Origin of the sequence: Ideonella sp. (assembly GCF_036277275.1) — a bacterium.
Classification (GTDB): domain Bacteria; phylum Pseudomonadota; class Gammaproteobacteria; order Burkholderiales; family Burkholderiaceae_C; genus Ideonella.
Genome location: NZ_DASUNH010000089.1, coordinates 20,839 through 45,394 on the forward strand (window position 1 = coordinate 20,839; position 24,556 = coordinate 45,394).

26 protein-coding genes are annotated in these 24,556 nt (G+C 67.7%); 9 read left to right on the plus strand and 17 right to left on the minus strand.

Going from position 1 to position 24,556, the window contains the following annotated elements:
* Positions 1 to 166: 166 nt before the first annotated feature.
* Positions 167 to 883 carry an SAM-dependent methyltransferase gene (locus tag VFY73_RS15530; RefSeq protein WP_329720300.1) on the plus strand — a complete coding sequence of 239 codons (717 nt, stop codon included), beginning with the start codon at positions 167 to 169 and terminating at the stop codon, positions 881 to 883.
* Between the two features lie 582 nt (positions 884 to 1,465).
* Here VFY73_RS15530 and VFY73_RS15535 read toward each other — a convergent pair.
* A complete protein-coding gene (locus VFY73_RS15535; protein ID WP_329720301.1) occupies positions 1,466 to 1,711 on the minus strand; it encodes a hypothetical protein in 246 nt (81 codons plus the stop codon).
* A 210-nt stretch (positions 1,712 to 1,921) separates the two neighbouring features.
* The gene (locus tag VFY73_RS15540) at positions 1,922 to 3,412 is read right to left on the minus strand and encodes a PLP-dependent aminotransferase family protein (protein WP_329720302.1); all 1,491 of its coding nucleotides are present in this window, start codon (positions 3,410 to 3,412) and stop codon (positions 1,922 to 1,924) included.
* A gap of 81 nt (positions 3,413 to 3,493) precedes the next feature.
* Between VFY73_RS15540 and VFY73_RS15545 the strand changes: the two genes are divergently transcribed.
* Positions 3,494 to 3,964, plus strand: a complete 471-nt coding sequence (locus tag VFY73_RS15545) for an OsmC family protein (RefSeq protein WP_329720304.1) — start codon at positions 3,494 to 3,496, stop codon at positions 3,962 to 3,964.
* The gene (locus tag VFY73_RS15550) at positions 3,965 to 4,597 is read left to right on the plus strand and encodes an FMN-binding negative transcriptional regulator (RefSeq protein WP_329720306.1); all 633 of its coding nucleotides are present in this window, start codon (positions 3,965 to 3,967) and stop codon (positions 4,595 to 4,597) included.
* 285 nt (positions 4,598 to 4,882) lie between these two features.
* On the opposite strand, the gene VFY73_RS15555 is transcribed toward VFY73_RS15550, so the two are convergent.
* Positions 4,883 to 5,824, minus strand: a complete 942-nt coding sequence (locus tag VFY73_RS15555; RefSeq protein WP_329720308.1) for a hypothetical protein — start codon at positions 5,822 to 5,824, stop codon at positions 4,883 to 4,885.
* A 538-nt stretch (positions 5,825 to 6,362) separates the two neighbouring features.
* Here VFY73_RS15555 and VFY73_RS15560 point away from each other — a divergent pair.
* Entirely contained in the window at positions 6,363 to 6,986 is a 624-nt protein-coding gene (locus VFY73_RS15560) for a tRNA-uridine aminocarboxypropyltransferase (RefSeq protein WP_329720310.1), read from the plus strand.
* A gap of 225 nt (positions 6,987 to 7,211) precedes the next feature.
* On the opposite strand, the gene VFY73_RS15565 is transcribed toward VFY73_RS15560, so the two are convergent.
* The 4 genes from VFY73_RS15565 to VFY73_RS15580 all read right to left on the minus strand — a co-directional run bounded on the left by VFY73_RS15565 (position 7,212) and on the right by VFY73_RS15580 (position 10,513).
* Complete coding sequence (locus tag VFY73_RS15565) at positions 7,212 to 7,808, minus strand: hypothetical protein (protein WP_329720312.1); 597 nt, start codon at positions 7,806 to 7,808, stop codon at positions 7,212 to 7,214.
* A gap of 149 nt (positions 7,809 to 7,957) precedes the next feature.
* Positions 7,958 to 8,605, minus strand: a complete 648-nt coding sequence (locus VFY73_RS15570; protein WP_414654469.1) for a glutathione S-transferase — start codon at positions 8,603 to 8,605, stop codon at positions 7,958 to 7,960.
* 13 nt (positions 8,606 to 8,618) lie between these two features.
* Positions 8,619 to 10,016: an MATE family efflux transporter gene (locus VFY73_RS15575; RefSeq protein ID WP_329720314.1), complete on the minus strand. Its 1,398-nt coding sequence runs from the start codon at positions 10,014 to 10,016 to the stop codon at positions 8,619 to 8,621.
* A gap of 8 nt (positions 10,017 to 10,024) precedes the next feature.
* Positions 10,025 to 10,513, minus strand: coding sequence for a VOC family protein (locus tag VFY73_RS15580; RefSeq protein ID WP_329720316.1), 489 nt, complete (start codon positions 10,511 to 10,513; stop codon positions 10,025 to 10,027).
* A gap of 30 nt (positions 10,514 to 10,543) precedes the next feature.
* Between VFY73_RS15580 and VFY73_RS15585 the strand changes: the two genes are divergently transcribed.
* Positions 10,544 to 11,122 (plus strand): TetR/AcrR family transcriptional regulator, encoded by a 579-nt coding sequence (locus tag VFY73_RS15585; RefSeq protein ID WP_329720318.1) that lies wholly within the window; start codon positions 10,544 to 10,546, stop codon positions 11,120 to 11,122.
* A 42-nt stretch (positions 11,123 to 11,164) separates the two neighbouring features.
* Here the strand turns inward: VFY73_RS15585 and VFY73_RS15590 are convergent, their stop codons facing one another.
* From VFY73_RS15590 to VFY73_RS15600, 3 genes are all read right to left on the minus strand, one after another.
* The gene (locus VFY73_RS15590; protein WP_329720320.1) at positions 11,165 to 12,007 is read right to left on the minus strand and encodes a DUF4824 family protein; all 843 of its coding nucleotides are present in this window, start codon (positions 12,005 to 12,007) and stop codon (positions 11,165 to 11,167) included.
* Positions 12,004 to 13,059 (minus strand): DUF2157 domain-containing protein, encoded by a 1,056-nt coding sequence (locus VFY73_RS15595; RefSeq protein WP_329720322.1) that lies wholly within the window; start codon positions 13,057 to 13,059, stop codon positions 12,004 to 12,006. The genes VFY73_RS15590 and VFY73_RS15595 overlap by 4 nt, the downstream gene beginning before the upstream one ends.
* A 123-nt stretch (positions 13,060 to 13,182) precedes the next feature.
* Positions 13,183 to 13,566, minus strand: a complete 384-nt coding sequence (locus VFY73_RS15600; RefSeq protein ID WP_329720324.1) for a hypothetical protein — start codon at positions 13,564 to 13,566, stop codon at positions 13,183 to 13,185.
* On the opposite strand from VFY73_RS15600, the gene VFY73_RS15605 reads away from it, so the two are divergent.
* The gene (locus VFY73_RS15605; RefSeq protein WP_329720326.1) at positions 13,550 to 15,211 is read left to right on the plus strand and encodes a CocE/NonD family hydrolase; all 1,662 of its coding nucleotides are present in this window, start codon (positions 13,550 to 13,552) and stop codon (positions 15,209 to 15,211) included. The genes VFY73_RS15600 and VFY73_RS15605 overlap by 17 nt on opposite strands.
* Positions 15,212 to 15,316: 105 nt before the next feature.
* Here the strand turns inward: VFY73_RS15605 and VFY73_RS15610 are convergent, their stop codons facing one another.
* A complete protein-coding gene (locus VFY73_RS15610) occupies positions 15,317 to 16,198 on the minus strand; it encodes a LysR family transcriptional regulator (protein ID WP_329720328.1) in 882 nt (293 codons plus the stop codon).
* A 102-nt stretch (positions 16,199 to 16,300) separates the two neighbouring features.
* Between VFY73_RS15610 and VFY73_RS15615 the strand changes: the two genes are divergently transcribed.
* On the plus strand, positions 16,301 to 16,897 hold the full coding sequence (locus VFY73_RS15615; protein ID WP_329720331.1) for a short chain dehydrogenase: 597 nt from the start codon (positions 16,301 to 16,303) through the stop codon (positions 16,895 to 16,897).
* A 12-nt stretch (positions 16,898 to 16,909) separates the two neighbouring features.
* Here VFY73_RS15615 and VFY73_RS15620 read toward each other — a convergent pair whose 3' ends face one another.
* From VFY73_RS15620 to speB, 5 genes are all read right to left on the minus strand, one after another.
* Entirely contained in the window at positions 16,910 to 17,953 is a 1,044-nt protein-coding gene (locus VFY73_RS15620; protein ID WP_329720332.1) for a hypothetical protein, read from the minus strand.
* A gap of 162 nt (positions 17,954 to 18,115) precedes the next feature.
* Positions 18,116 to 18,985 (minus strand): tetratricopeptide repeat protein, encoded by an 870-nt coding sequence (locus VFY73_RS15625; protein WP_329720334.1) that lies wholly within the window; start codon positions 18,983 to 18,985, stop codon positions 18,116 to 18,118.
* Positions 18,986 to 19,124: 139 nt separating this feature from the next.
* A complete protein-coding gene (locus VFY73_RS15630; RefSeq protein ID WP_329720336.1) occupies positions 19,125 to 20,042 on the minus strand; it encodes a hypothetical protein in 918 nt (305 codons plus the stop codon).
* 704 nt (positions 20,043 to 20,746) lie between these two features.
* Positions 20,747 to 21,184: a PilZ domain-containing protein gene (locus VFY73_RS15635; RefSeq protein WP_329720338.1), complete on the minus strand. Its 438-nt coding sequence runs from the start codon at positions 21,182 to 21,184 to the stop codon at positions 20,747 to 20,749.
* Positions 21,185 to 21,275: 91 nt separating this feature from the next.
* Positions 21,276 to 22,223, minus strand: coding sequence for an agmatinase (speB, locus tag VFY73_RS15640; RefSeq protein WP_329720340.1), 948 nt, complete (start codon positions 22,221 to 22,223; stop codon positions 21,276 to 21,278).
* A gap of 103 nt (positions 22,224 to 22,326) precedes the next feature.
* Between speB and VFY73_RS15645 the strand changes: the two genes are divergently transcribed.
* Positions 22,327 to 23,286, plus strand: coding sequence for a LysR family transcriptional regulator (locus VFY73_RS15645; RefSeq protein WP_329720342.1), 960 nt, complete (start codon positions 22,327 to 22,329; stop codon positions 23,284 to 23,286).
* Between the two features lie 39 nt (positions 23,287 to 23,325).
* On the opposite strand, the gene VFY73_RS15650 is transcribed toward VFY73_RS15645, so the two are convergent.
* Positions 23,326 to 24,237, minus strand: a complete 912-nt coding sequence (locus VFY73_RS15650; RefSeq protein WP_329720344.1) for a LysR substrate-binding domain-containing protein — start codon at positions 24,235 to 24,237, stop codon at positions 23,326 to 23,328.
* Between the two features lie 158 nt (positions 24,238 to 24,395).
* Between VFY73_RS15650 and VFY73_RS15655 the strand changes: the two genes are divergently transcribed.
* On the plus strand, positions 24,396 to 24,548 hold the full coding sequence (locus tag VFY73_RS15655) for a hypothetical protein (protein ID WP_329720346.1): 153 nt from the start codon (positions 24,396 to 24,398) through the stop codon (positions 24,546 to 24,548).
* Positions 24,549 to 24,556 lie beyond the last annotated feature (8 nt).

Below are 24,556 nucleotides of genomic sequence, written 5' to 3' on the forward strand. Positions count from 1 at the left end.
GGGCCGCATGACCACTTCGTCGACACGATGAAACGGGCGGGATGAGGCGTACTGCCGCCTATCGGCGGCCAAGACGGTCGCGCCGGCCCGGCCCCGGGCCGATTGCCCCATACTCGCGCACCCCTACCTGCCTCGAAGTGCTCCGCGCGGGCTTCGTCCCCGTGCCGTGCCAGGCTACCAAACCAAGCAAGAACTCGTCGCCATCGCCGGCGCCGAACCGCTGACGATCCGCTCGCTGCTCGACCGCAACCAGTTTGCCGATCCGCTGGGGGCGGCCGAGCGCCTGGGCATCTCGTCGGCCTCCTGGCCGCTGTTCGGCCTGCTGTGGCCCTCGGGCCACCACCTGGCCGCGCGCCTTGCGCGGCGACCAGTCAAGGCGAACGAACGCATCCTGGAGATGGGCTGCGGCATTGCGCTGGCCAGCCTGGTGGCGCACCGCCGCGGCGCCGACATCACGGCCAGCGACCGCCATCCGCTGACCGATGCGTTTCTGCTCGAGAACCTGCGGCTGAATGGCCTGGCGCCGATGAAGTACCGCCACGGCGATTGGGACCTGTCATCCCCGCCTCGCGACGCCGGCAGCGTGGCGGCGTCGGCACCGGTGTGCGGCCAGTACGGCCTGCTCGTCGGCAGTGATCTGCTCTACGACCGTGATGCCAGCACCGCATTGGCAGGGTTCATAGGCCGCCATGCCCGCGCGCAGGCCGAGGTCTGGATCGTCGACCCGGACCGCGACAACCGCGCAGTCTTCAACCGTGGCATGGCAACACTTGGTTTCGATCGGCACGAGGAGCGACTCGACTGCATCGCTTCACCCGGCGTGCTGGCCTACAAGGGCCGGCTGCTGCTGTACCGGCGAGGCGTGCCGGGCGAAACAGCGTGAGATCACAAGCAGCCCCAACCGACAAGAAAAAGACCGTCCCTCGGTGGTTATATATCCAAATAACTGGTTATTAGAACGGTCAAATGAAATCAGGAGAACCGCTCGATCTGCAAGAAGGTCGTGCGCGTGGCCTGAACGTAGTCGCCTGTCATGCGCGAACGCACCACCGCGTAGACCATCTGGCCGGCCGCCAGGTCTTCGGTCGCCGTGTGCAGCGACGAAAGCCAACCGGTCGTCCTGATTCGGCAACGGGCCGGGCCAGCGGCGAATACCGATCATGCGGCGGTCGACGTCGGTGTCGTTCTGTGCCACCCAATCGACGCCCAGGATCACCCGGTACTGCCCCGGCGTATTGATCAACACGCGCCCGTCGAAACACGACAAAAGAGATTCCGACACCCACTCGGTCAGCGCAAGGCAAACTGCCAAGCCGAACGGGCTCGGGGCCTTTCCAGGAAGACGTGGTCAAACAGGCGCCGACTGCACGCAGGCCCGAAGAACCAGCCAGGTCGCCGCCGAGCGAAGTTCGCGGCACGGGCCCCGCGCCCGCTCCATGCGCCGCACCGGGGCCGGGCGGGGTTTTCAGTGGCGACGCTCGGCGCCGACTGCCTGAATGGCTGGCTCAACGGGGGCCTGTTTGGCGGCATGCGCATCGAGCAGCCAGCCGATGTCCTCGGCCGTGCCGACGACGACATAGTGCGGCGGCTGGTCTTCCCCGGCCGGCATCTCCAGCAGAAAACCCGGCCGAGCCGTGAATTCGATCAGGTCGATCGACGCCAGCTTGACCGCCAGTTCGAGCTCATGGAGGGTGAGGTTGTCGACTTGCATGGGCTTTCCTTCGATTGGATGCATAACTTCAAAAGCAAGCGGTGCGCTGGCGACCGGGGGGGAATGACCGCGAGATCGACAACGAGCGCTCCATTAAGAAGACGGAAAACCCGGAGCAAGTGAGACAACTCTTTGAGCAATCAAGGGTAACTACTTAGCTCCAACCACCCGCTGTAAGCGGTGTGCGGCAGATCCGCTCATTCCTGCCCCTCAAGCAGGTGCTGTCGACGACGCAGTTCCCAATCTGACGGCCATGTGCCGCAGCTGTGGTGCGATCGCATCCACCGCGCGCTGCAATGCCGCCTCGTCATAGCCCGCGTAGCCGAACAGCCAGCCGCGCCGCGTCGACTCGATCGCATAGCGCGACAGTGGCGCGAGCATCACGCCGGCTTGCGCCGCACGGGCCGACAACACCTGGTCGTCCGAGCCGGAGCGCACCTCGTGCAGCAGGTGCAGGCCATGGTCCAACGGCGGCAGTCGCAACGCGCCGTCGGTCGCCTCCGCCAGCATGTGGCGCAGCGCCGCCTGGCGCGCCGGGTACAGCTCACGCATGCGGTTCAGGTGGCGCAGCAAATGGCCCTCGCCGATGAAGCGCGCGAGCACCGCCTGCTGATCGCCGGGCGCATGGCGATCGGCCACCGCGCGCGCGACCGCAAAAGCGGGCACCAGCGCCGGTGGCAGCACGATGAAGCCCAGCCGAAGCCCCGGGTGCAAGGCCTTCGAGAAGGTGCCGACGTAGAGCGTGCGGTCAGCCTGCAGCAGACTGCCCATTGCCGGCAGCCGGTGCGCGCCGTACTGGAACTCGCCGTCGTAGTCGTCCTCGACCACCCAGCCCTCGTGCGCGCGCGCCCAGGCCAGCAGAGCCAACCGCCGCGGCAGACTCATGCGCACACCGGTCGGGAACTGGCAGCCGGGCGTGGCCACCACCAGCTTCGCGCGCGGCCAACGCGCGGCCCCCTGCTCGATGTCCATGCCCTGCTCGTCCAGCGGCACCGGCCGCGCCACGGCGCCCTGACCCAACAGCGCCGCACGGATGCCGGGGTAGCCCGGGTCTTCGACCATCACCTCGTCGCCGGGGTCCAGGAGCATGCGGCCGATCAGGTCGAGCGCCTGCTGCGAGCCGGAACACACCAGCACCTGCGCCGGGTCGCAGCGCAAGCCGCGAGATGCCCACAACCACTGCGCAATCGACTCGCGCAGTGGCGGCCAGCCAGCCGGGTCCAGGTACTGCGCCAAGGCGCACCGCTCGGCCTGCGGAACCTGGCGCGACAACCGGTCCCACAGCGCATAAGGAAAGCTCTCGACCTCCGGCGCGCCGATGCGAAACGGCACCGCCGGCTGCAGCGGCGGCTGCCAGCGCAACGCGATGTCGGCGATTGCCTGGCCCCGGCGCGACAACACCGGCGCCACTGAACGCGTCACCCGCTTGCGCTGCGGCCGCTCGCCGAAACCAGGTGCGACGAAGCTGCCACGGCCCACGTGCGCGAGCACGTAGCCCTCGGCGCGCAGCCGCTCCATCGCCCACAGCACCGTGTTGCGCGACACACCCAGCTGCCCCGCTTGCTCACGCGTCGGTGGCAGGCGCGCGCCGGGCTTCAGATTGCCCTGCTCGATCGCGCTGCGCAGCTGGCGGTAGACCTGCAGCCGCAGCGGCGTATCGCCGGCAGCGATGGCGCTCGATTTGGCTCTGCGAGGCGGCATTAATTGGCTCCTTTTCTGTGAAGAATAGCGCTTAATCTAAAGGGCCAATATCGTCTTGCCCACAGAACCAAGGACCGCCCGATGGCCGAGTACACCGCCCGCACGCTTTGGCAGCGCCAACCGCACGAAGCCTTCACCGACCAGCGCTACAGCCGCCGTCACCTGCTGCAGTTCGACGGCGGGCTCGAGGTGCCTGGCTCCTCGTCGCCGCACTCGGTGCCGCTGCCCTACTCGGATCCGGCTGCGGTCGACCCCGAAGAAGCGCTCGTCGCCTCGGTGTCGAGCTGCCACATGCTGTGGTTCCTGTCGCTCGCCGCCAAGGCCGGCCTCATCGTCGATGACTACCGCGACGATGCGAGCGGCACGATGGCGCGCAACGCCGAGGGCCGCATGGCAATCACGGTGATCACGCTGCGGCCCGCGGCTCGCTTTGCCGGCACGGCGCCCTCGGCCGAAGCGCTGCAGCACCTGCATCACAGGGCACACGAAGAGTGCTACATCGCCAATTCGGTGAAAGCCGAGGTTCGCTGCGAACCGAAGATCGAGGCCTGAATGCATCTGCCGCAGTTCGCCAACAATGACCCCCAAGCGTGGCAGGCGCTGATCACAGCGCATCCGCTGGGCACCTGGTTCAGCGCGCACGACGGTGCGCTCCGGGCCGACCATGTGCCGTTCCTGTTCGACCCGCAACGCGGCCCGCACGGCGCGCTGCTCGCCCACGTGTCGCGCGCCAACCAGGTGTGGCGCAACCCCGGGCAGGGCCTGGTGGTGTTCAACGGGCCGCAGGCCTACGTATCGCCTTCGTGGTACCCCAGCAAGCACGCGCATGGCAAGGCGGTGCCGACCTGGAACTATGCGGTCGTGCATGTGCACGGCCAGGCCCGCGCCATCGAGGGGCGAGACGAGGTGTTGGCCCTGGTCGAACGCCTGACGACCGCGCACGAGCAGGGCCAGGCGGTGCCGTGGCAGGTGTCGGACGCACCGGCCACCTACATCGACCAGCTGCTGCGCGCGATCGTCGGCATCGAGATCACGGTCGACAAGATCGAGGGCCGATGGAAGATGAGCCAGAACCGCAGCGAGGCCGATCGCCTCGGCGTGACGGCCGGGTTGCAGCAAATCGGCAGCGAAGAAGCACGCGCCGTGGCTGCGCTGGTTCAGCCGCCCGTCATGTCAGCCAAGTAGGTACGCCATCGGAGATGCGGCCGGCGCAGTGGCCTTTCTGCGTCGCTGCCGGCAACGCGGCTTGGAGCGCCCAAGGCAGTCGGCCGTTCAGTCGGCCACGGCCGGCGATGAGGACGCGCCGCGGGCGTAGCAGGAGGCCCGAACAGCTCGGGCGCGGCCTCATCGCTCGCGGCCTCTTCACCTCGGTTCGCGATCTGAAGCCAACGCAGAGGCGCCCCGGGACGGACATGGGGTCGATCCGCCATGTCCGCCGCCGGCGAGAAGTCAAGAGGCCGAGAGGCGTCTTCAGGCGATCACATTGGAAATGCGGATGAAGCTGCCATTGGAGATTTGCAGGAAATCGCCGCGGCTGTAGCTGCGAACGCCGACAAAGATCTTCTCGCCTGCCATCAGCATGACCGGGCCCGAATTGAGGTAGCACCATGCATCATGGTTGTTGCCGGCGCTTGCGACGGCCGACTCCGCCAACACGTTCATGGTGCCGCTCGGGATGGCGACGGCCTTGGCGCCGTACCGGTTCTCGACCATCACTCGCGCGACGCCCGGCGCCACGAAGCGCGCGGAGATCTGCACGCCGGCGTTCTTCTTTTGGCCCAGCACGGCATCCGTCAGGCTGGAGTGGCTGACCCGGACGAGATCGCCGACGGCCGGATCGAAACTGCCGGCAGGCAATGGCACGTCGACGTAGGTCATCCCTCCCGCGGCGATGGTCCCGGGCGCCCATTCGACGGTCGTGCGCACGGACTTCGGCACGCTCGAACCGGGGGTGTCGTGCGACGCCATCCGGTCATACCGGCTCAGGTCGGTCACCGGGGTGACCTGGCCTTGGGTGTAGGTCGGCGGCTTCACACCCACCCGTGCGCGCAGGATCAACAGCTTGCGCGAGTCGACGTCGTACCCGTCCTGCCCCGATCCCCGCGACTGAGCAGGCCAGTCCATGTTGACGGTCATGTGGTACAGGTCGTCCTTCAACACGGTGAGAACCCCGTCCCCCGCCAGCGCGTACTTCCCACCGCTGGACTCGTCGAAGATGCTCTTCGTGAGCGGGACCATGTAGAGGCGATCGTCGGGGATGCGGATCACGCCGTATTCGTCGACATGGTCTGTGGCGGTGTAGGAGAAGTGGCCACGCTGGATACCGCGCACGCCACCGGGGATAAAGTGCTCGGGCTGGGCGCCTGCAGGAGCCTGCCGGCCCGGCCGTGCGTTCGCCAGTGGCAGGGCCAAGGCTGCCGCAGCAGCCGTCAGTACGGTTCGACGGTTAGTCATTGTTGGCTTTCCTCGTTAGACATTTCGATCGATGCGAGCTTGATCGCCAGTTCGAGTTCATTGATGGTGTCGTCGACTTGCATGGGCGTTCCTTCGCATTGCATGTTTGACTTCATCAGCGCACGTCATCCCGGATGCCGTGACGTTGTGAAGTTAGTTTTCTTGAGCGCTCAATGGAGAAGACGCGAAATAGGCGACAACGAAGACATTGCAAGATAGGGGTGGGTAACTACCAAGTTAGATCACTGGTATTGGCGTCGTGTCCTGGGCTTCGGCTGGTTCAGACCGAACGAGCGGAAGTGGTGCCGCCGGCGAGCGCCGCCGACTGAAGGACAAGCGCAAGGCGGGCTGGAGCGGCGGTTGGGGTGGCCCCAATCTGAGGCCCGATCAAGTGCAGTTCGACTGCCAGTCGCGCCCGGTCGTCGACGTCCGGCGTCCAACACCGAAGCCGACGTGGGCCGGCCGATGGACGGGACCGGCGTGCGATTATTCCCGGGTGAACGGCCCGCCCACCCTCTCCCGCGCGCACTGCGTGCGCTGCCTGCGCCCGCAGGCAACCTGCCTGTGCGCGCTGGCAAGGCCGACCGCCCACCGCACCGAGGTGCTGGTGCTACAGCACCCGCAGGAACGGCGCCAGGCGAAGAACAGCGTGACGCTGCTGCGTCTGTCTCTGGCGCACTGCGAGGTGGTCATCGGCGAGCGCTTCGAGCCTCGCGCACTGCTGGCCCTGCTGCATCGCCCCGGCCGGGACACGCGGCTGCTGTACCCGGCCGTGCCGGTCGCGCCCGCTCCGCCGACCCCGGAGACGACGGCGGACGCGCGCCTGCGGCTGGTGGTGCTCGATGCGACGTGGCGCAAGAGCCTGCGGATGCTGCTCGAGCACCCGGCCCTGGCCGCGCTGCCGCGGCTGACGCTGGACGCCCCGGCGCCGACCTGCTACCGCGCGATCCGCGCGGCGCGGCGAGCCGACCAGGTCTCGACGCTGGAAGCCACCGTGCAGGCGCTTGCGATGCTGGAGGGCCCGACCTTCGACGCCGCGCCGCTGCTCGACGCCTTCGGCCGCTTCGTCGCTGGCGTGGCGGCGCGGCAGCGGCCCCAGGCCTCGTCAGGCCAGGCGTAGCCAGCCGCCGGCCTTTGTCCGTTGGCGGGTGACTTCAGTCGGCCGACGCGGCGACCATGCCATCGCCCCCGCAACCACCCCAGTACCAAGGCCGCCGCACCACCAGGAGAACCTCGTCCCAACGCCACCGCTCCCATGACTGGAGATCGAGGATGGCATGACCGCGCTGATGGCCACGGCCATCTCGCGACCCAGGACCCGCATGCTCGGGATGGAGCAGCACGCTCAGTCTCGAGCGTCACCGCAGATGATCGCGTCCTTGGTGGCGCGGATGTCCTCGATCGCCGACTGGAGTTCGAGCTCGAATTCCCGCACCGCAGTACGCACATAGCTCGCCCGTTCCTGGCGGTCAGGGCCACCGGTCTGAATCTGGGTCGCGATGTCATCCAGCGACCGGACAAATGCGTCGTACGACTCGTAGAGCGCTGCATCGAAGTTGCCGAAGTTTCTCAAGTGCTCTCGGATCGCGCGCAGCCGGTTGACGTCAAGCGAATACTTCAGCGGGTCAAGATGGCTCTCGAGCCGGCTCAGCAGAACGTCGACCTCCCCGCAGAGGTGCTCCGGCTTGAACGCGCTGCGTGTGGTCGAGTCGGCGGCGAGGATTCTCAGTTCACCCGCGAGCTTGTCCGGATCGCCGAAGGCATTCTTCACAGGCACCAGACGAAGGAGAACGGTCTCGTAGGCGGCTTCGCACTTCAGACAGATCGCATGCAAGTCCTTGATGAAGTCCAGCCTCGCCGGCTCTTGAATGCCTTGTCCCCAACGGAGCACCTTCCCTGCGGCATTCAGCGCCCGCTTGAGCATCGCAACGGTTTCCATCATGACGCCTCCATGTTGAGAAACGCTGACGATGACAACAGATCACCGATGCCTCCGCATCACTGCTTTTGGGGATCACCAATGCGATGGCGGCCATGTCTCGGCGCGAGCGAGACGACCTCAAGATTGACGATCGGCCCCTTTCCTTCTACTTAGGTCAGCGAGGGAAAACCGAAGACTGGCTCGGCGGTGAACGGCTTCGTCATGCCGACCGCGAACAGTTCGCTGCCCAGCCATGCCGCCAGCCAGGTCTTGAGGGCCGGCAGTTCCTGCGCCTCGAACCAGCCCGGCTCCACGGCCGCGAACTGCCGCACGAACGGGAAGATCGCCAAGTCGGTGGCGCACGGCGCGTCACCGCCGAGATGCGGCCGGCTTTGCAGGCGCTGCTCCAGCGGAGTGAGCAATACCTCCACGGCGAGCGAGCGCAGCGCCTCGCGCGGCTGCGTTTCATCGGGGTAGCGCTGGGGATACTTGTAGTGGTCCAGGTACCGCTTGAAGTCGCCGTCGTTGGCGTGCAGCAGCGCGAGGTTTTCGGTGGATTGGGCACGGTGCCACCAGCCGTCGCGATCCCGTGGCTCCAGGGCCCAGCGCATGATGTCCCAGCTTTCGTCGATCACCTGGCCATCGGGCAGCAGCAACACGGGCACCGTGCCTTTGGGCGACAGGCGCAGCAGGTCGACCGGCTTGTCGCGCAGCACGATTTCGCAGGCCTGGAACGGCACCCGTGCCTGAAGCAAGGCCATGCGCGCCCGCATGGCATAGGGGCAGCGGCGGTAGGTGTAGAGCAGTGGCAAGGGCACGGCGGTCAGCCTATCAAAGCGGGCGAGGCTGTGCGACGACGCCGCGGGTGAGGCGACGCAGCCGCAGCGTCAGTGCAACCGCCGCGACCAGGAGCCCGGCGCCGAAGCCCAGCCAGACGCCGGCCGGCCCGAGGTCGGCCGTGTGCGACAGCGCCCATGCCGAGGGGAGCGCCAGGCCCCAATAGCAGGCCAGCGACACCCGCGTCGGCCAGCGGCTGTCGAGCAGGCCGCGCAGCGCGCCCAGGCTGACGCTTTGCACCCCGTCGGCTACCTGCATCACACCGACGGCCACGCCAATCAAGGCCACCACGGCGACGACCGCATCGTCGGCACCGAACAGGCGGGCGATCTCGGCGCCGAACAGGGCCAGGCCGATGCTCGCCAAGGTCATCCATGCCGTGACGGCCAACAGCGCCGCCTTGCCCAGCGGCCAGCACGCGCCGCGGTCCGACGCCCCGACGGCCTGGGCCATGCGGATGCCGACCGCGGCGGCCATGCCCAGGGGCAGCATGTAGAGCGTCATCGTGACGGACATCGTGACCTGGTTGGCGGCCAGCGCCACGGCACCGAAAACGCCGACGAACAAGCCGGCGACGGCGTTCGCCCCCGTTTCCAGCAGATACTGCAGACCCATCGGCACGCCTTCCGTCCGCTGCAGCCGAAGCGCTGCCGGCCAGGAAGCTTCAGATGCATGCAACCACTGCCGCGGCCCTGGCATTCGGCGCGCCAACCAGGCCATCGCGACGGCACCGCACAGGTTGGCCAGCAGGCCGGCGATGCCCGCGCCGGCCAGGCCACGCGGCGCCAGGCCCGCACCGCCGCGCACCAGCCACGGGCTCAGCACGGCGTGCACCGCGACGGAAGCGACCATCACCGTGACCGCGATCCAGGGTCGATCGATGGCGTCGAAGAGCTGCTTGTAGGCGAACAGCAGTGCCAGCGGCAGCAGCGAAGCCGCCGTCCACAGCCAGTACGGAGCGAGCACGTCAAGCACATTGGCCGGCTGGCCAGCCCACGGCAGCAAGGCAATGCTGGCCGCCATGAGCGCCACGGCGCCGGCACCGGCCGTCGCGGCCAGCCGCCAACCAGCGGCCCGTTGCGCGGCCACGGCAACTGCATCGGCCGCGCCGTACGCTTGCGCAGCCAGCACACCCACCGGGCTGAGGAAACCGTAGAGCGCAGCCACGAAGACGAGTTCGACCGACGCGGTGAGCGAGACCGCGCCCAGCGCCGCCGGGCCCAGCGGCGCGGCCACCGCACTGGTCACCACGCCCGCCAAGGCGCTGCAGATCAGGCCGACGACGATGGGCACCGCCAGGCCGAAGAGCGAGCGCAGGTCGCCCAGAAGCCGTCCGCCGGCAGCAGCGGTGGGCACGCCCATGCCGCCAGCCGCAGCCGGGGAAGACGACATGCCCACCCTCAGGCCGCAGCGGTGTCGCCGGCCGTCATGTAGCGATCCCAGAAGCCGGCCACCGGCTCCGTCTGCTGCACGACGTCGACCCACAGGCCGGCCGGATCGGCGAAGCCGAAGCGGCGCTGGCCGAAGGGCTCGTCGGTCAGCGGGTAGCTGGCCCTGCCGCCGCTTTCGACGAACGCCGCATGGGCTGCGACGGCATCTTCGACCTGAAGTTCGAAGCACATGCCGCGGCCTGAGAAGACCTCAGGCCCCGGCGGCGCGGAAGGATGGTCGGGCGTCATGAAGGCCAGCGAGAGCGAGCCGTCAGCGCTGTGCAGCCAGACGAACCAGCTGCTGTCGAAGCCGACCTTCAGCTGGAAGTGCCGGACCCAGAAGTCGCGGCAGGCGTTCTTGTGGGGGGTGACGATGATGGGATAGCGATCGACGAATTGCATAACCTGGTCCAGTGATTTAACAAACAGACTGTCTGCCCGTAAACTGATCATCACCATAAACAGACAGTCTGTCAAGTAATATGGGGCATGGCCACCAACGAACAACGCTCAGCGCTCACCCGGGCTCGCCTGATCGGCGAGGCACGCCTGCTCTTCGCACGCGACGGCTTCGCCGCCACGTCGACCGATGCCATCCTCGAAGGGGCCGGTGTGCGGCGCGGCGCCCTGTACCACCACTTCGCCGACAAGGCGGCGCTGTTCGAGGCGGTCTGCCAACAGCTGGTGGAACAGGCGTTGCCCGCAGTCGAGGCGGCAGCCGCGAAATCGCGCGGCCCACGTGATGCGCTGGTCCGCGGGTCGATCGCGTGGGTGGCGTTCGTGACGCGCGACGACGTGCGTCGCATCCTGCTCGTCGACGCGCCCACGGTGCTCGGCTGGCAGCGGTGGCAGGCGCTGGACGATCGCCTCAGCACGGAGTCGCTCAAGGCCGGCATCGTCGAGGCGATCGCAGCCGGCGAGATCGCGTTCGAGGGCGGTGCGGACTGGCTGGTGACACTGGCGAATGGCGCGCTCAACGCGCTCGCGCTGCGCGTGGGCAACACCGGCGCCGCCACGCGCGAATGGCAGCGGGCGGTCAGGGCGTTCTGGGCCGCGCTGGTTCCGTGACTCCCGTCCGTCGATGCGCGAGCCGGTGCGGGGCGGTCGAGGCTACTGGCGGGTCGCAGAGAGAAGCCAGGGTTCGAGACGCTGGCCGAACGCCAGCCTGGCGTCAAAACGCCGACCTTCGTCATCACCTGGCGGCCGATAGCTCACGGGCAAGACACCCTCGAATGCTCCGCGCATCTGCAACGGCACGTTGATCGTCTCGGCGCTCAGGTTGTTGATGGTGCCGCCGCCCGCCTTGCCGGAAGGCTCCCAAGCCGGGCGCACCTGACCACGAACGATCGCGTACTTCGTGCGATCCGGGTACTTCGCCCGCAGCGCCGCGCGATCGAGACCCACATCCACGGCGAACAAGCGGCTGCTCCAACGCTCTTCCCGGTCAATGATCTCTTGGGCGTCCTTCTTGCCGTCGCCGCGCTCGTTCTTTGCTTCCACTTCCTTTGCCGCGGTGCTGGCTCGCTCGCGCGCTTGCTGATAGACCGGCCCGTCCAGCTCCAGCACAACCAACACGTCCCTGGGCAACTGACGGTCATGACGCCGGGCGGCATCGGCGCCCGAAGCTGCGATGGTGGTCTTAAGCTCGAAACCGAGCTCAGCCATCTTGGCCACGTCGAGCCAAGCGGGAGCGCCTCCCCCCTCGCCGTCGAACGCGTAGACGCTCCTGATCTCGGCTTGCGGCAGCACGCGCCAACGCAATTGCAGCGTCAGCCCGCTGTTTTCTTTCCCGCCGGCGCCTGCATAGGAGGGCCGCAGTTCCCGCTGGCTGACGTTCAGGACGCTGTCCGGCTCGCCGGAGCGGTTGTAGGCCGCCCCACCCAGCGCCACCAGGTTGGTGGTGGTGATGAGGGCGAGGCCAGCGATCAACGCGGTTTGGTGTGTCCACTTCATGGGGTCACCCGGCGCAGCCGTTTGAAGACCAGCAGGAACAGCATGGCAGCAAGCCCCATCACCAGGAAGAACAGGTACTTGGGCATCGACTCCCACCACCAGTCGAAGAGCTTCGTGTAGAAGAAGATCACGAAGAGCGTGACACCAGTGTTGACCGCGTCTTGCCAGTGGCGCCGGGCACCGTACCAGGTCAACGCGGCGGTACCGACGAAACCGATGGTTTGATAGAGACCTTCGATCAGGCCACGATCGAGGTCGAGGTAGCTCACGTATCCCCAGTTCGCCAGCACCAGCATCGGCAGGAACATCGTCAACGCACCGAAGACCCGGTAGGTGGCTGCAAAGCCCGAGTATCTGGACTGATCGAGCAGTTGCGGCAGCAGGAAGATCGCGAAGGCCGCGGGGAAGAAGTTCTCCGGCCGTTCGCCGAAGTGGATCCAGTACATGCCGCTCCAGGTACCGGTGCGTGCCGAGATGAAGGCGATCAGGCAAAGGATGCCGGCGGCCTGCAGCAGCCGCAGCTCGAACGTGTACGCCAGGAGGAACGCAAGCGCCGCCCATGGCAGCAACGCCTTGTCTGACGGGGTGATGTTGAAGATCTGGCCAAGCATGACGACGTTGAGCACGAAGCACGCGAAGGCAACCATCGCCGCCAGCTTGGTGAAATAGCCGGTGGCATCTCGGCGCGCGACGCCCATCGTCAAGACGAAGGCCCCGATGCCAACCCCCACCAGCACGGCCACCTGCACCACGGTCGAGAAGTAGCCCCAGAACTGGTAGAACAAAAAGAAGACGCTGGCTGCGAGCGCGATGGCCCCGATGAACGAAGCGATGCGCATGCCGAGCGACAGCTGCTTCGACCGCAGATCGCGATCGATGTCGAAGCCGCCAGCCAGCGCAGCCAGCAGCGAGTCGTGGTGCTTGGCCACCGCGCCGCGCTGTGCGTCGTCGAGGTGCAGGACCCCCTCGAGCTCGAGGCGTGACAGCTCGTCCCGAAACGCGCGGATGGCATCGGCGCGCAGCTGAGCTTCATTGCGGGAGGTGACAGTCATCGGTGTGCCTGGCCGGGAATGGCCTGAGTGGGCATAACGCCTCAAGTAGAGTACCGGAACCGTCCGGTCTTGCCTACCAGGGCCTGCGGTGCCGCCGGCCGGTACGTCGAGTCTCTGCGGACGCTACTTCGCAGATCGCGTGGCGCCGAAAGGGTCGACATCGACCCGGAATCGGCCGTTCTCGATGCGGCCGCTCGCGACCTGACGATCAATGATGTTTTGCCGGGCGCTTTCGAAACAAACTTCGGTTCGCTTTCCAGGACCATCTTCACTGCAGGGCCGCCACGCAATGCGGAGCCACTGCCCAGTCAATTCTTCTGAGGAGACACATATGGATTCAACACGTTCGGCCAGCGCTCGCTCGAGACCGCTGGCCTTGGTCGGCGCGTGCACGCTCGCGCTTGGCTCATTCACCACGGTCGCTTCGGCAGGCTCGGGTGTACCCGCCCGAGCATGGGTGGTCGGGAACCAGACGGTCCCCGTCTTCAGCATGACCGAGGCGGTCAAGGAGGTCGTCAACGTCGAGACCGGCTTCGACCGGGACCGCGACGGGAAGACCGACACCATCAAGGTCGAGATCACCCGTCCGAACGCCGCCGAGGGCGCCAGGGTCCCGATGATCATCCACGCGTCGCCGTACTTCTTCCAAGGATCACGGGCCGCGTGGGAGACGGACTTTTTCGTCCCGCGTGGTTATGCCGTGGCAACCGTGGCGCTGCCGGGAACGGATTTCTCGACGGGCTGCGCCGATGTCGGCGGCAACCGCGAGGTGCTGGGCACCAAGGCCGTGATCGACTGGGCCAACGGACGCGCCAACGGTTTCCACCCCGACGGTTCCAAAGCGGACGCCACCCTGTGGACCGACGGCAAGACCGGCATGATCGGCGTCTCGTGGGACGGCACGATCGCGAACGCGGTCGCCTCCACCGGCGTCGAAGGCCTCAAGACCATCGTGCCGGTGGCCGCCATTTCCAGCTGGTACGACTACACCCGCGGCAACGGCATCCCCTTCTACGAAGAGTATGTGAAGTTCCTGAACGACTACGTCAGTCATTACAACAGCCAGGTCTGCGAAGACATGACGCCGACGCTGCAGGCCAAGTCGGACGACCCGACGGGCAGCTACAACAAGTGGTGGTCGGTCCGCGATTACCACATCGATGCCTCGAAGTTGAAGGCCAGCGTCTTCCTGGTGCACGGCCTGACCGACGAGAACGTGAAGACCCGCCACTTCGGCGAATGGTGGGACGATCTGGTCAAGAATGGCGTCGAGCGCCGGCTTTTCCTGCACCAGGACCAGCACGTCGAGCCGTACTACGAGTTCGGCTCCACCTACAGCACCCCGCTGCTGCAATGGTTCGACTACTACCTGCAGGGCCTGGACAACGGGCTGCCGAACGAGCCGCAGGCCATCATCCAGCGTGAGAACAAGTCCTGGTCGACCGACACGGTGTGGCCACCGGTCGGCACGCAGGATCAGAAACTGCAGCTGACCTCGCCGCTGGGTCGGCCGGCAGGTGCCCTCACGACGCAGCCGGCCAACGTCCGCGGCGATCGCTACCTGACCTTCAAGCAATCGAGCGACTACTCGAGCGACTCCATCGTGTCGAGCCCGACGTCACCTCGCGGTGACCGGCTGGTGTTCATGACCGACGCGCTGGCAGAACAGGTGCGGCAATCCGGTACGGCCTCGGTCACCTTGCGTGTCAAGGTCGACCGCAAGGCTGCCGGCCTGCAGGCTCGCGTGGTCGATTACACCAACGGCGCCGCCTACATCGTCTCTCGCACGATCGCCGACCTGGGCCACCACAAGTCGTGGAAGGTCAAGGAAGACCTGGTGCCGGGCACGTGGTACGAGATCACCTGGGAGATCAACGCCGACGACCGGATCTTCGCTGCGGGCCACAACCTCGGCTTGGTCATCACCGCTGAGAAGCCCAACCCGCTGATCGCGTACGAGCCGGTCACCGCGACGGTCGACACGAGGAACTCCTTCCTGACGATCCCGCTGTCCGGCAGCCTGAAGAGCATGGCCAGCCTGGCCAGCGCCCGCGAACTCGCACCGATGGTCGCTCCGCTGGTCGGCCCTGCCGGCCCGTCGAGGGATGTCAACGAGTTCATTCGCGAGTTCTTCCACGGCTCGAAGCAGTAAGTCCGTAGCCCGTCGCTTCTCGTGATGCGGGGCCCGCCGGCAGCCATGCCGGCGGGCCCCGCCCACGTCTGAGGGGCGCGTTCGCCTGGTGGCGAACAAGCGCGATCAGCCGAGCGCCGCCAGCACGAAGTCGACAAAGCTGCGCAGCTTGGCGCTCGGTCTGGCTTCGGGCAGGCGCACGATGTGCATCGCCCGGGTCGGCAGCTCCCAATCCGGCAGCAGGCGCACGACCTGGCCGGTGGCCAGCGCCGGCGCCAGCAACGCGTCGGTCTGCACGACCACCCCGATGCCCGCCACTGCGGCACTCAGCAGCGCCTGGCCGTTGTTGGTGCTGAACGGTCCACGCACCGGGACGTGGACCGTCTCGTCGCCACGGCTGAAGCGCCATGCAGGGTTCGGCCCCCAGGCAGCGAAGCCAAGCAGCGGATGTGCCTTGATCTGCGACGGGTGCGTGGGTGCCCCGTTGCGCGCGACCCAGTCTGGGCTCGCCACCGCGAACATCCGTGTGCGTGCCAATGGCCGCGCGATCAGCCTTTGGTCGGATACGACGCCTGAACGTATGCCGCAGTCGAAGCCTTCGTCGGCCAGGTCGACCACGCGGTCGTTCAGGCTCAGTTCGACCTTCACCTGCGGGTGCGCAGCCAGGTAGGCGCCAATCATCGGGGTGAGCTGGTGCGCGCCGTAGGCCACCGGCGCCGTCACCCGCAACGTGCCTTGCGGCACTGCCCGCAGCGCCTCGGCGACGCCGTCTGCCGTGTGCACGCTGGCCAGGACGTCGCGGCAGCGCTCGAGGTAGACCGCGCCGATCTCGGTCAGCGTGTGGCGGCGTGTCGTGCGCTCGAGCAGGCGGGCGCCGAGTTGCTGCTCCAACGCACGGATGTGCTTGCCGACCATCACGGCCGACAGATCGAGCGCCTCGGCCGCGGCGCTGAAGCTGCCCGCATCGACCGTGGCCACGAAGACGTTCATCGCGCGCAGCTTGTCCATATTGCTAACTGTTGATTTCGAATGACCGAACCGGCAGCCAATTTATCAACAGGACGGATCCCCAAAGAATGCCCGCATCCCGTTTTGATCTGGAGTTGGTTGATGAGGATCTTGTTGATCGGTGCTTCGGGCGCCGTTGGTAGCGCTGTGTGCGACGCCCTGGCGGGGCGACACGAGGTGGTCAGCGCGGGGCGCTCGCATGGCGACCACCGCGTCGATGTGACGAGCGACGCCAGCGTCGAGGCGCTTTTCGCGGCGACCGGCCAAGTCGATGCGATCGTCTGCACCACCGGTGGCATGCACTTCGGACCGCTGGCCACGATGCGGCCGAGCGACTTCGACGTAGGCTTGCAAGGCAAGCTGCTCGGGCAGATCCGCGTGGCGTTGATCGGCCAGCAGGCGCTGGCCAACGGCGGCTCGGTCACGCTGACCAGCGGCATCGACGAACCGATCTTGCACGCCGTCAACGCGAGTGCGGTCAACGCCGGCGTCGAGGGCTTCGTGCGCGCGGCGGCGATGGAGCTGCCGCGCGGCCTGCGCATCAACGCGGTGAGCCCGACGGTGATGACCGAATCACTGCCGGTCTACGGCCCGTTCTTTCCGGGCTTCGAGTCAGTGCCTGCGGCGCGCGTGGCGTTGGCCTATGTGCGCAGCGTCGAGGGGCCGCAGACCGGCCGGGTCTACCGGGTGTGGCAGTAGCGGCCCCTTCGTTCAGCGAACAGGCGTCAGCAGGAACATGCGCATGCGATAGCCTCCGACCGAGACCACGATCTCGCCGCGGGTGTTGATGCCGGCGGGGGCATTCAGGTCGGCATCCCGCAGCGGATCGGCCGGGTCGATCAGGTCGGCCAGCCGATGACGGCCGTTCTCGGCGTCCCAGTAGAAGGGTTCGTCGTCCAGATCCGGACCGCCCTGGGTGCCCACCACCTGGCCGAGGCTGTTGATGTGCTCCCCATAGGCGAAGTAACCCGTGGGCAGATCGGCCGAGATGTCGACCATGCCGGTCGGTTCAGACCAGAAGAAGGCGTGCACATCATCGGCACTGCTGTGCCCCACCACCTGGCCGGCGTCATTGATCGCCCAGGCGAGGCTGCTGCAGCGGCCGCCACGGCTCAGTGTCAGGCAGCCCAGCAGCTTCGGATCGGCATGGCGCGACAGGATGGCCGCCGACGCCTCGCCGGCGTGGTTCCGGACCTGTCCAACCGCCTGGCCCAGGTTGTTGACGTCAGCGGTGAAGCTCACCGTTGCGGTAGGCGGGTGGATCGACACCATGCCGCCAGCACGGCTCCACAAGAAGGCATGCGGTTTGTCGGCATCGCTCGAGAAGCCGGTCACCAGCCCGCGTTCGTTGATGGCGGTGGCGTATGTCAGCGGCCGGTCGACCAGCGGCTTGGCGCCGGCGCGCGAGGTCCAGATGAAGGCCTGTTCGCGGTCGCTGCCCACCACCTGCCCGGCGTCGTTGATGTCTTCGAGGAACAGGCGGTGGTCGCGAGCGGGGGTGGGCCACAGCTGCAGGCCACCTTCGGCAGACCAGATGAACGGCTGCTGCTGCTCCCGGCCGTCACGGCCTCGCGGCCCCAGGAAGCCCAGCACCTGGCCGCGCTCGTTGAGCGCGGTGGGGCTGCAATCATTCCAGCCGGGAGGCACGGGGATCTCGGTGATGCGGTAGGTGGGCAACGCAGCCAGCGCGTTGCCCATGGCGCAGAACACGGCGCTGCATCCCAAGGCCCATCGGGTCGACATCGATCGCAGCATGGCCATCCTTTTCACGAAGTTGACTGGCGTCGCAAACGGCCCATCGCCGCCACGTGCGGCAAGTCTACGGCTTCGAAGTCCAGCCATCTGTATCGTTACATGAAGGCTCCAGCGGTGGAACCGCAGCCGCGGCGGTGGCCCGGAGTCGCCCGGTCGCCAAGGCTATTGACCCGTCCGGCTCCTGAGTTCGGCGTAGTGAGCCGCGCGGTCGTTCATGCCCTTGGCGCGGTAGAGAAGCTCCAACTCCTCGTAGACGTGGGGATCGGGTTGCTTGGCGGCGTCGCCTGCCCGCTCGAGCCAGAGCTGCTTTTCAAGGGCCTCGTCCGTGCGGCCAAGTGCTCGCAGGGTCCAGGCCACCATCCAGTGGGCAACCCGAGTGGCCTGCGCATTGGTGCCCGCCTCGCGAAGTACGACCGCCTGTTGGAACTGAGCCAGGGCTTCGTCGAACCGGCCGAGTTGATGCAGCGCGTAGCCAACGTTGTTTCGTATCGAGGCTTCCCACTTCTTGGCCGCCGGCAGCGAAGAGGCCTCGACGACGGCCAGGGCTTGCTGCGCCCACTTCAGCTGGTCCGCAGGCGCGGTGTCGACGAAGGCCAGCATGTGGATCGCATCGATGGCCAGGTCATCGAGATGCTCTGCCCTGGCGATCGCGAGCGCCCTTTGATAGGCAGCGCGCGCCTCGGCCTCGGCCTCGGGCGTCTTCGCTTCCGGTGGATGAGCCGCAGAGGCGTACGTTCGACCCAGTTCCAGCGCGTGCCTGGCGCGCGCCTCGGCCCCGGCCTGCTGCACCCTTGCCTCGACGGACTCGAGAATCGCACGTGCCTTGGCGAAATCCTTCCGCAAGCCATGGGTCCGCGCAATCTGCGTCTGAAGCACCAGCACATCGTCTGCGGTGGCCGTCTTCAACGCTGCCAGGAAACGCTGTTCGCTCACATCCGGCCTGTTGAAATCCCACAGGGGGGTCAGATCAATGGCCATGGTGGCGGTCGCGGTGGCGAGAAGCAGGATCAGGACAAGAAGACGGTCGCGCATGCTGACGATTCTGCCGCCAGGCGTTCGACGTGCGCTCGGCGGCGCGGGCTTCATCGCCAATGCAGGCCCCGAAGCGCAAGCCGAACGATCGCGCCCGACACCCACGGGACGCCGGCAGCACACGCCACCGGCGCCGCGGCTATTGCAGGCCCAGGCTGTAGTGCCCGGCTGCGGCCAGCGGCAACGAACGCAGGTCCAGGCGGGTCGGCCCGAGCTTCAGGTCCGGCCGGTTCAGGCCATTGCCCAGGGCACCGTGCGCCGCGTGGCCAAAGCCGATCACGTTGCCCCAGGCGTCAATGCCAAAACCGTGGTGGCGCCCCAGCGTGAACCGGCGGTATGGGTTGAGCACCGGGCGTCGATGCAGGGCATTGGCAGGCGGCGGCGCCTCGCGCGGCGACAGCACCTGGCTGCCGCAGCCCAGGCTGAAGGTCTCGCCATCGCGCCCGCGAACGATGACCATGTCTCCCCCCAACCACAGCGCCTGCACGTCATGCAAGTCTGCAATGCGGGTCGGTGACTCCACGACCCCCACCTCGCCGGCACCAGAGGTCAAGCCCAAGCCGACGCCGACGAGGCCCCAGCCCCAGACCGATCCATCGTCGAGCAAGGCCAGGCAGAACGACGTACCAGGGTGCACCGACCGCACCGGCCCCAGGCTGGGCACCCGACCGGGCAGTGGCTCGAAGCGGGGATGGCCCCGACCCAGCTCCCCTTGCAGGCCGACGCCCCAGGACCACAAGCCGCCCTCATCATCGACCGCATAGGCCGCCATGCCGGCCGGATCGCACGCGAGCGACTGGACGGACGGCAACCCCTCGACGCAGGCCGGCACCGAATTCATCGGCTGCAAGGTCTCGGCGTCCGGCCGGCCCAGGCAGGCGGGCCCGCCCCACGCCCAGACACGGCCTCGACCGTCCAAGGCCAGGCCGTTCTCGGCCCCCAGTGCCAATTGCCTGATCGGCGGCAGGTGGCGCACCGGCCCCGGCGTGGCAAAAGGCGGCGTTGGCGTCTTGGGGCGCGCGGCACTGCTCTCTTCGCTGCCGTCGAGCAAGGACACCCGCCTTCCGACGGGTGCCGCCCGGCCCAGCGCGCCCCCCACATCCCAGCCCCATGACCAAACCCGCCCGGCCTGGTCCAGCGCCAAGGCGGAATTGGCGTTGCAACTGGCGGCGCTGATGGCCGGCAGGCCGGGCACCGGCCGAGGCAGCAAAACGTCCGGCCCCGGGCCGCTTCCGGCCTGCCCCAGATGGTTCGCCCCCCAGACATGCAGATGGCCCGCGACCGCCTCGGGCAGTGGCGCCGAAGCAAGCGCGCTCAGTTCCACTGCCTCAAGCTGCGGCATCGCGCCCGCAGTGCCTCGCCATGACCTTGCCGGGCGCCCAGAGCCAGCCCATGCACCGCGTTCGCGCATCAGCAAACGCAAACGGGCGGGCCGCAGCTGACGACCGGTGGCGACGAGGCCGCCCTGACTGACGTAAGAAACTGATCATGGCCCGATAAGCTCACATTAAGTGATGATGCCGGCATGTAAACGTTTACATTCCGCTTCATTATCAGGCTCTTTCCTGGGCGGGCAAAAACCCCGTTCGTGAATTCTTAGGGGGTTGCAGAGATGGCTTTCACGCCGTGGACGCGGCGGCCCTAGCCGCGCGGACTGCGAGCCATTGACCGCGTCTTCAGGCGCAGTTCAACCATCCGGCCCGCGGGCAGGCCCAGGCGCGGCAGGCTCGCGCGGCCCTGCGCAGCGGGCAGCGGGCACGCTCAGTGGTGAACCCGGCTGCTGGCGCCGATCTCGGGGAAGTGCGCAGCGTACTTCTCGATCCATTCGGCCGCCGCTTCGTCCACGTCCAGCTCACGGCCTTCGGTGCGCTGCACCGCACGGCGATAGTCTTCGATGTGGCAAAGCTGCTCGACCATGCGGGCGCGGAAGGCGTCGTCGGCATCGAGGAAGGTGACGCCCAGCTCGTAGCCGCTCAACGGATGCGGTTTGCACCACGCCACCCGGGCATGCGCCTGGAAAGGTGGTTGCACGTAGCCGATGCTGATGTCGACCATCACACCAGGCGTCACGGCGCAGCCCGAACGAAACGCGAGTCCGCCCAGGCTGATGTCGTGGGTGTGGTAGCCCGAAGCCGGGCCGCTGTCACCGATGCCGATCTCGATCGGGACGTCGATGGGGTGTCGAATGAACTGACGCATGCCAACCTCCCAGGGCGCTTACCCACACCGAGGATACGCCTTCGGCTGCCGTCGCAACAGGGCTTGAATCGGGCTGAAAAGGCAGCTACTTTCAATGACCGGGGGATGGCTGCAGGCCGCGTTTCATGCGCCCCGCCAGGTAGGTCCAGACGAACGCGGCGGCAGCGTAGGAAGTCAGCTCCGCGTGGTCATAGGGCGGCGCCACCTCGACGCAGTCCATGCCGACGAAATCGAGCTCGGCCAGGTCTTCGAGCAAGGTCAGCACCTGGTTGGTCGTCAGGCCGCCAGGCTCGGGCGTGCCGGTACCGGGTGCGAAGGCCGGGTCCAGGCAGTCGATGTCCAGGCTCAGGTACAGCGGCGGGTGGCCGTGCGCGGCCAGGCGTTGGCGGATCGCGCCGGTGACGTCGGCCAGCTGGGCGCTGCTCTCGCGACCGCGCAGGTCGCGCGCGGTGAAGATCTGGCCGCCCTGGTCGCGCACGTAGTCGCGTGCCGCCCGCTCGCCGGCCGAGCGGATGCCGATCTGCGTGAAGCATGCGGGCACCACCAGCCCTTCCTGGAAGGCTTCGTAGACCCAGGTGCCATGGCCGCTCGGTTCGCCGAAATGGTCGGTCCAGGTGTCGCAGTGGGCATCGAAGTGGATCACCGCCAGTGGTTGGCCCAGACGCTCGCGCTGTGCGCGCAGGATCGGCAGCGTGATCGAGTGGTCACCACCGAGCCAGACCATGTGCTGGCGCGCCAGCAGTGCCGGCAGCTGCTTCGCGAGCGCGGCCCGCATGCCGTCGAGGCCCGTGTTCGGCAGCGGAAGATCACCCACGTCGTCCAGCGCCTCGCTGGGGCTGACATCGAACAACGGGTGCGTCGCGTCGCACAGCATGTGGCTGGCCTCGCGGATCGCACGCGGGCCGAAGCGGGCGCCGGGCCGGTTGGTCGTCGAGCCGTCCCACGCCAGGCCGGCCAGGCCGAAGGGCCGCGGCGCGCCGTCATGCCGCGGCGGCACCTTGAGAAAAGTCGAGGCGGACAGAAAAGCGAACTGGGTCATGGAGAGGGTCCGATCGTGGCCGACAGCGGTGGCTCTGGCAACATGCCCGCCAGCCCTGCACCTGCCGAGCCTTGCAGCCTAGCCGCGGTTCGGCTCGCCACCCATGACACGCCGCGCAAGTTCACTTGACGACCCTACCGCCGTGTTCGCCGGTGACGCTGCGCGTGCGCTGGCGCCTGTCGACGAGGCCGAGCTGCGCAGGCTGCGGCTGTTCTGCGTGGTCGTCGCGGCGGGCGGCTTCTCGGCCGCCACCGCCGAGCTGCAGGCGGATCTGTCCACCGTCAGCCGGCAGTTCAAGGAGCTCGAGACCCGCGTCGGCACCCGCCTGGCGCAGCGCGGCCGCGGTGGCTTCGCGCTCACCGCAGCCGGCCAACAGCTGCACCGGGCGGCGCTGGCGCTGCTGGGCTCGCTGCAGGGCTTTCGCGAACAGATGGCGCGGCTGGGCGAGGCGCCTGCACCGCAGCTGCGGCTGGGCATCGTCGACGCGTTGTTGACTGCGCCTGCGGCTCCCTTGCCCGCTGCACTGGCACGCTGTGCCGACGCATTGCCAGGGCTGCGACTGCAGTTGCTGACGCTGCGGCCGATCGAGATCGAACGCCGCATCCTGGCCGGTGAACTGGACGCCGGCATCCTGGCCGCGCACCCACCGGCCGCCGGCCTGCAGCAGCAGCGCCTGTATGCCGAAGCCAACAGCCTGTACGTCGGCCCCGGCCACCCGTGGTTCAAACGCAGCGACAGGACGATCACCCGCGACAGCCTGGCCGAGATCGACTGCGTGGCCGACCCATACTCGGTCGACCTGCCGCCCCATGCGCGCGCCGCTGCCGGGCCGGGCAGCCCCCGCGCCGACAGCATCGAAGGCGTCGCATTGCTCGTCGTCAGCGGGCGCTACGCCGGCTTTCTGCCCGACCACCTGGTGACATCGAACCGCGCACTGTCGGCCCTTCGCCGCGTGCACCCGGCCCTGTTCAGCCACCAGCAGGACATCGTGCTGACCTGCCGGCAGGGCAAGGCGGCGGCGCCGCTGCGTCAGCTGTTGCGCGAGCTGGCGTCGCAGCGCTGAGCTTCGCGGCGCAGTTCGCGCCGCCCGTTGCCTGAACCGTCACCGGGGCACCGCCCGATCCAGCTCCCGCTGCGACAAGGCCAGCTCGTCGAGCAGCCATTGGCGCAGTGCCATCAGCGGCGGCCAGTCGGCCAGCTCGGGCGGGTAGGCCAGCCAGTAGGTCTGCGCCTCTTCGTGGCGCATCTCCACCGGTGACAGCCGGACCAGGCGGCCGTCTCGCAGCGCATCGGCAGCGAGGATCTCACGCCCCAGCGCGAGGCCGAGGTTCTGCTCGGCGGCTTGCAGCATCAGGCCCGCGTCGCTGAAGGAGGCGACCGGGTTGACGCGGGTGCGCAGCTTGTTCAGCGCGAACCAGCGTTGCCACATCACGGTACTGCCCAGCAGGGGCTCGTCGGCCAACTCTGCCGCACTGCAGCCTTGCAGGCGGCGCGCAGCCTGGGGCGAGCCAAGCACGATCATCGGCGAGTCGGTCAGGCAGACGGCGTCCAGACCGCGCCACTGGCCGCTGCCCTGGCGCAACGCCGCGTGGAAGCCCTCGCGCTGCAACTCCACGAGATGCTGCGAGGTGTGCAGCTCCAGGCCGATGTCAGGGTGGCATTCACGCCAGCGGCCCATGCGCGGTAACAGCCAACGGTGGGCGAACGACGACAGCAGCGTGATGCGCAGGCGCTGCTCGGCATTGCCCGAGGCGAGTGCCGCCGTGCGCACGCCTTCGTCGAGCGCTGCGAGCGCCGGCTCGACCGCGCGCAGCAGCGCCGTGCCGGCAGCGTTCAACGCCACGCGGCGGCCCCGGCGATCGAACAGCTCGAAGCCGATCTGCTCTTCGAGCAGCTTGATCTGCTGGCTGACGGCGCTGTGGGTGATGTGCAGCTCTTCGGCCGCGGCGCGCAAGTTCTCCAGCCGCGCCACGGCGCGAAAGGCAGGCAGGGTTTGCAGAGGCAGGCGGGTCATCGATTTTCCGGCTTTTGGTAAGCATAGCTGACCAACTTAGCCAGAACAAATCGATTCCATTTCGGTGGCTGGACTTTTATGCTTACCAGCACCGAATCACCTGGCAGCTCCCTGACCGCCCTCACCGACGCCCGCCCTGCCCCCTGCTGGAGAGCCCCATGAAGACCCCGCTGCGTGTCCGCGCCACCGCCCTCGTCGTCGCCGTGATGCTGACGACCGTGCTGACCCAGGCCTTGGCCCTGTTCGCCTTGCCACCTTCCGGCGACGTGATGCTGGCGCAGGCCGTGACGGCCATGCACCAGGCACGGTGAGGCGGCCG

Bases quoted from the DNA above. Each gene is read 5' to 3' on its own strand.
- VFY73_RS15585 (WP_329720318.1), top strand. From the start codon at position 10,544: ATGGCCACCAACGAACAACGCTCAGCGCTCACCCGGGCTCGCCTGATC.
- VFY73_RS15545 (WP_329720304.1), top strand. From the start codon at position 3,494: ATGGCCGAGTACACCGCCCGCACGCTTTGGCAGCGCCAACCGCACGAA.
- VFY73_RS15610 (WP_329720328.1), bottom strand. From the start codon at position 16,198: ATGGACAAGCTGCGCGCGATGAACGTCTTCGTGGCCACGGTCGATGCG.
- VFY73_RS15650 (WP_329720344.1), bottom strand. From the start codon at position 24,237: ATGACCCGCCTGCCTCTGCAAACCCTGCCTGCCTTTCGCGCCGTGGCG.
- speB (WP_329720340.1), bottom strand. From the start codon at position 22,223: ATGACCCAGTTCGCTTTTCTGTCCGCCTCGACTTTTCTCAAGGTGCCG.
- VFY73_RS15590 (WP_329720320.1), bottom strand. From the start codon at position 12,007: ATGAAGTGGACACACCAAACCGCGTTGATCGCTGGCCTCGCCCTCATC.
- VFY73_RS15605 (WP_329720326.1), top strand. From the start codon at position 13,550: ATGACCGAGGCGGTCAAGGAGGTCGTCAACGTCGAGACCGGCTTCGAC.
- VFY73_RS15575 (WP_329720314.1), bottom strand. From the start codon at position 10,016: ATGTCGTCTTCCCCGGCTGCGGCTGGCGGCATGGGCGTGCCCACCGCT.
- VFY73_RS15635 (WP_329720338.1), bottom strand. From the start codon at position 21,184: ATGCGTCAGTTCATTCGACACCCCATCGACGTCCCGATCGAGATCGGC.
- VFY73_RS15550 (WP_329720306.1), top strand. From the start codon at position 3,965: ATGCATCTGCCGCAGTTCGCCAACAATGACCCCCAAGCGTGGCAGGCG.
- VFY73_RS15535 (WP_329720301.1), bottom strand. From the start codon at position 1,711: ATGCAAGTCGACAACCTCACCCTCCATGAGCTCGAACTGGCGGTCAAG.
- VFY73_RS15580 (WP_329720316.1), bottom strand. From the start codon at position 10,513: ATGGTGATGATCAGTTTACGGGCAGACAGTCTGTTTGTTAAATCACTG.
- VFY73_RS15595 (WP_329720322.1), bottom strand. From the start codon at position 13,059: ATGACTGTCACCTCCCGCAATGAAGCTCAGCTGCGCGCCGATGCCATC.
- VFY73_RS15565 (WP_329720312.1), bottom strand. From the start codon at position 7,808: ATGATGGAAACCGTTGCGATGCTCAAGCGGGCGCTGAATGCCGCAGGG.
- VFY73_RS15645 (WP_329720342.1), top strand. From the start codon at position 22,327: ATGACACGCCGCGCAAGTTCACTTGACGACCCTACCGCCGTGTTCGCC.
- VFY73_RS15540 (WP_329720302.1), bottom strand. From the start codon at position 3,412: ATGCCGCCTCGCAGAGCCAAATCGAGCGCCATCGCTGCCGGCGATACG.
- VFY73_RS15620 (WP_329720332.1), bottom strand. From the start codon at position 17,953: ATGCTGCGATCGATGTCGACCCGATGGGCCTTGGGATGCAGCGCCGTG.
- VFY73_RS15655 (WP_329720346.1), top strand. From the start codon at position 24,396: ATGAAGACCCCGCTGCGTGTCCGCGCCACCGCCCTCGTCGTCGCCGTG.
- VFY73_RS15615 (WP_329720331.1), top strand. From the start codon at position 16,301: ATGAGGATCTTGTTGATCGGTGCTTCGGGCGCCGTTGGTAGCGCTGTG.
- VFY73_RS15625 (WP_329720334.1), bottom strand. From the start codon at position 18,985: ATGCGCGACCGTCTTCTTGTCCTGATCCTGCTTCTCGCCACCGCGACC.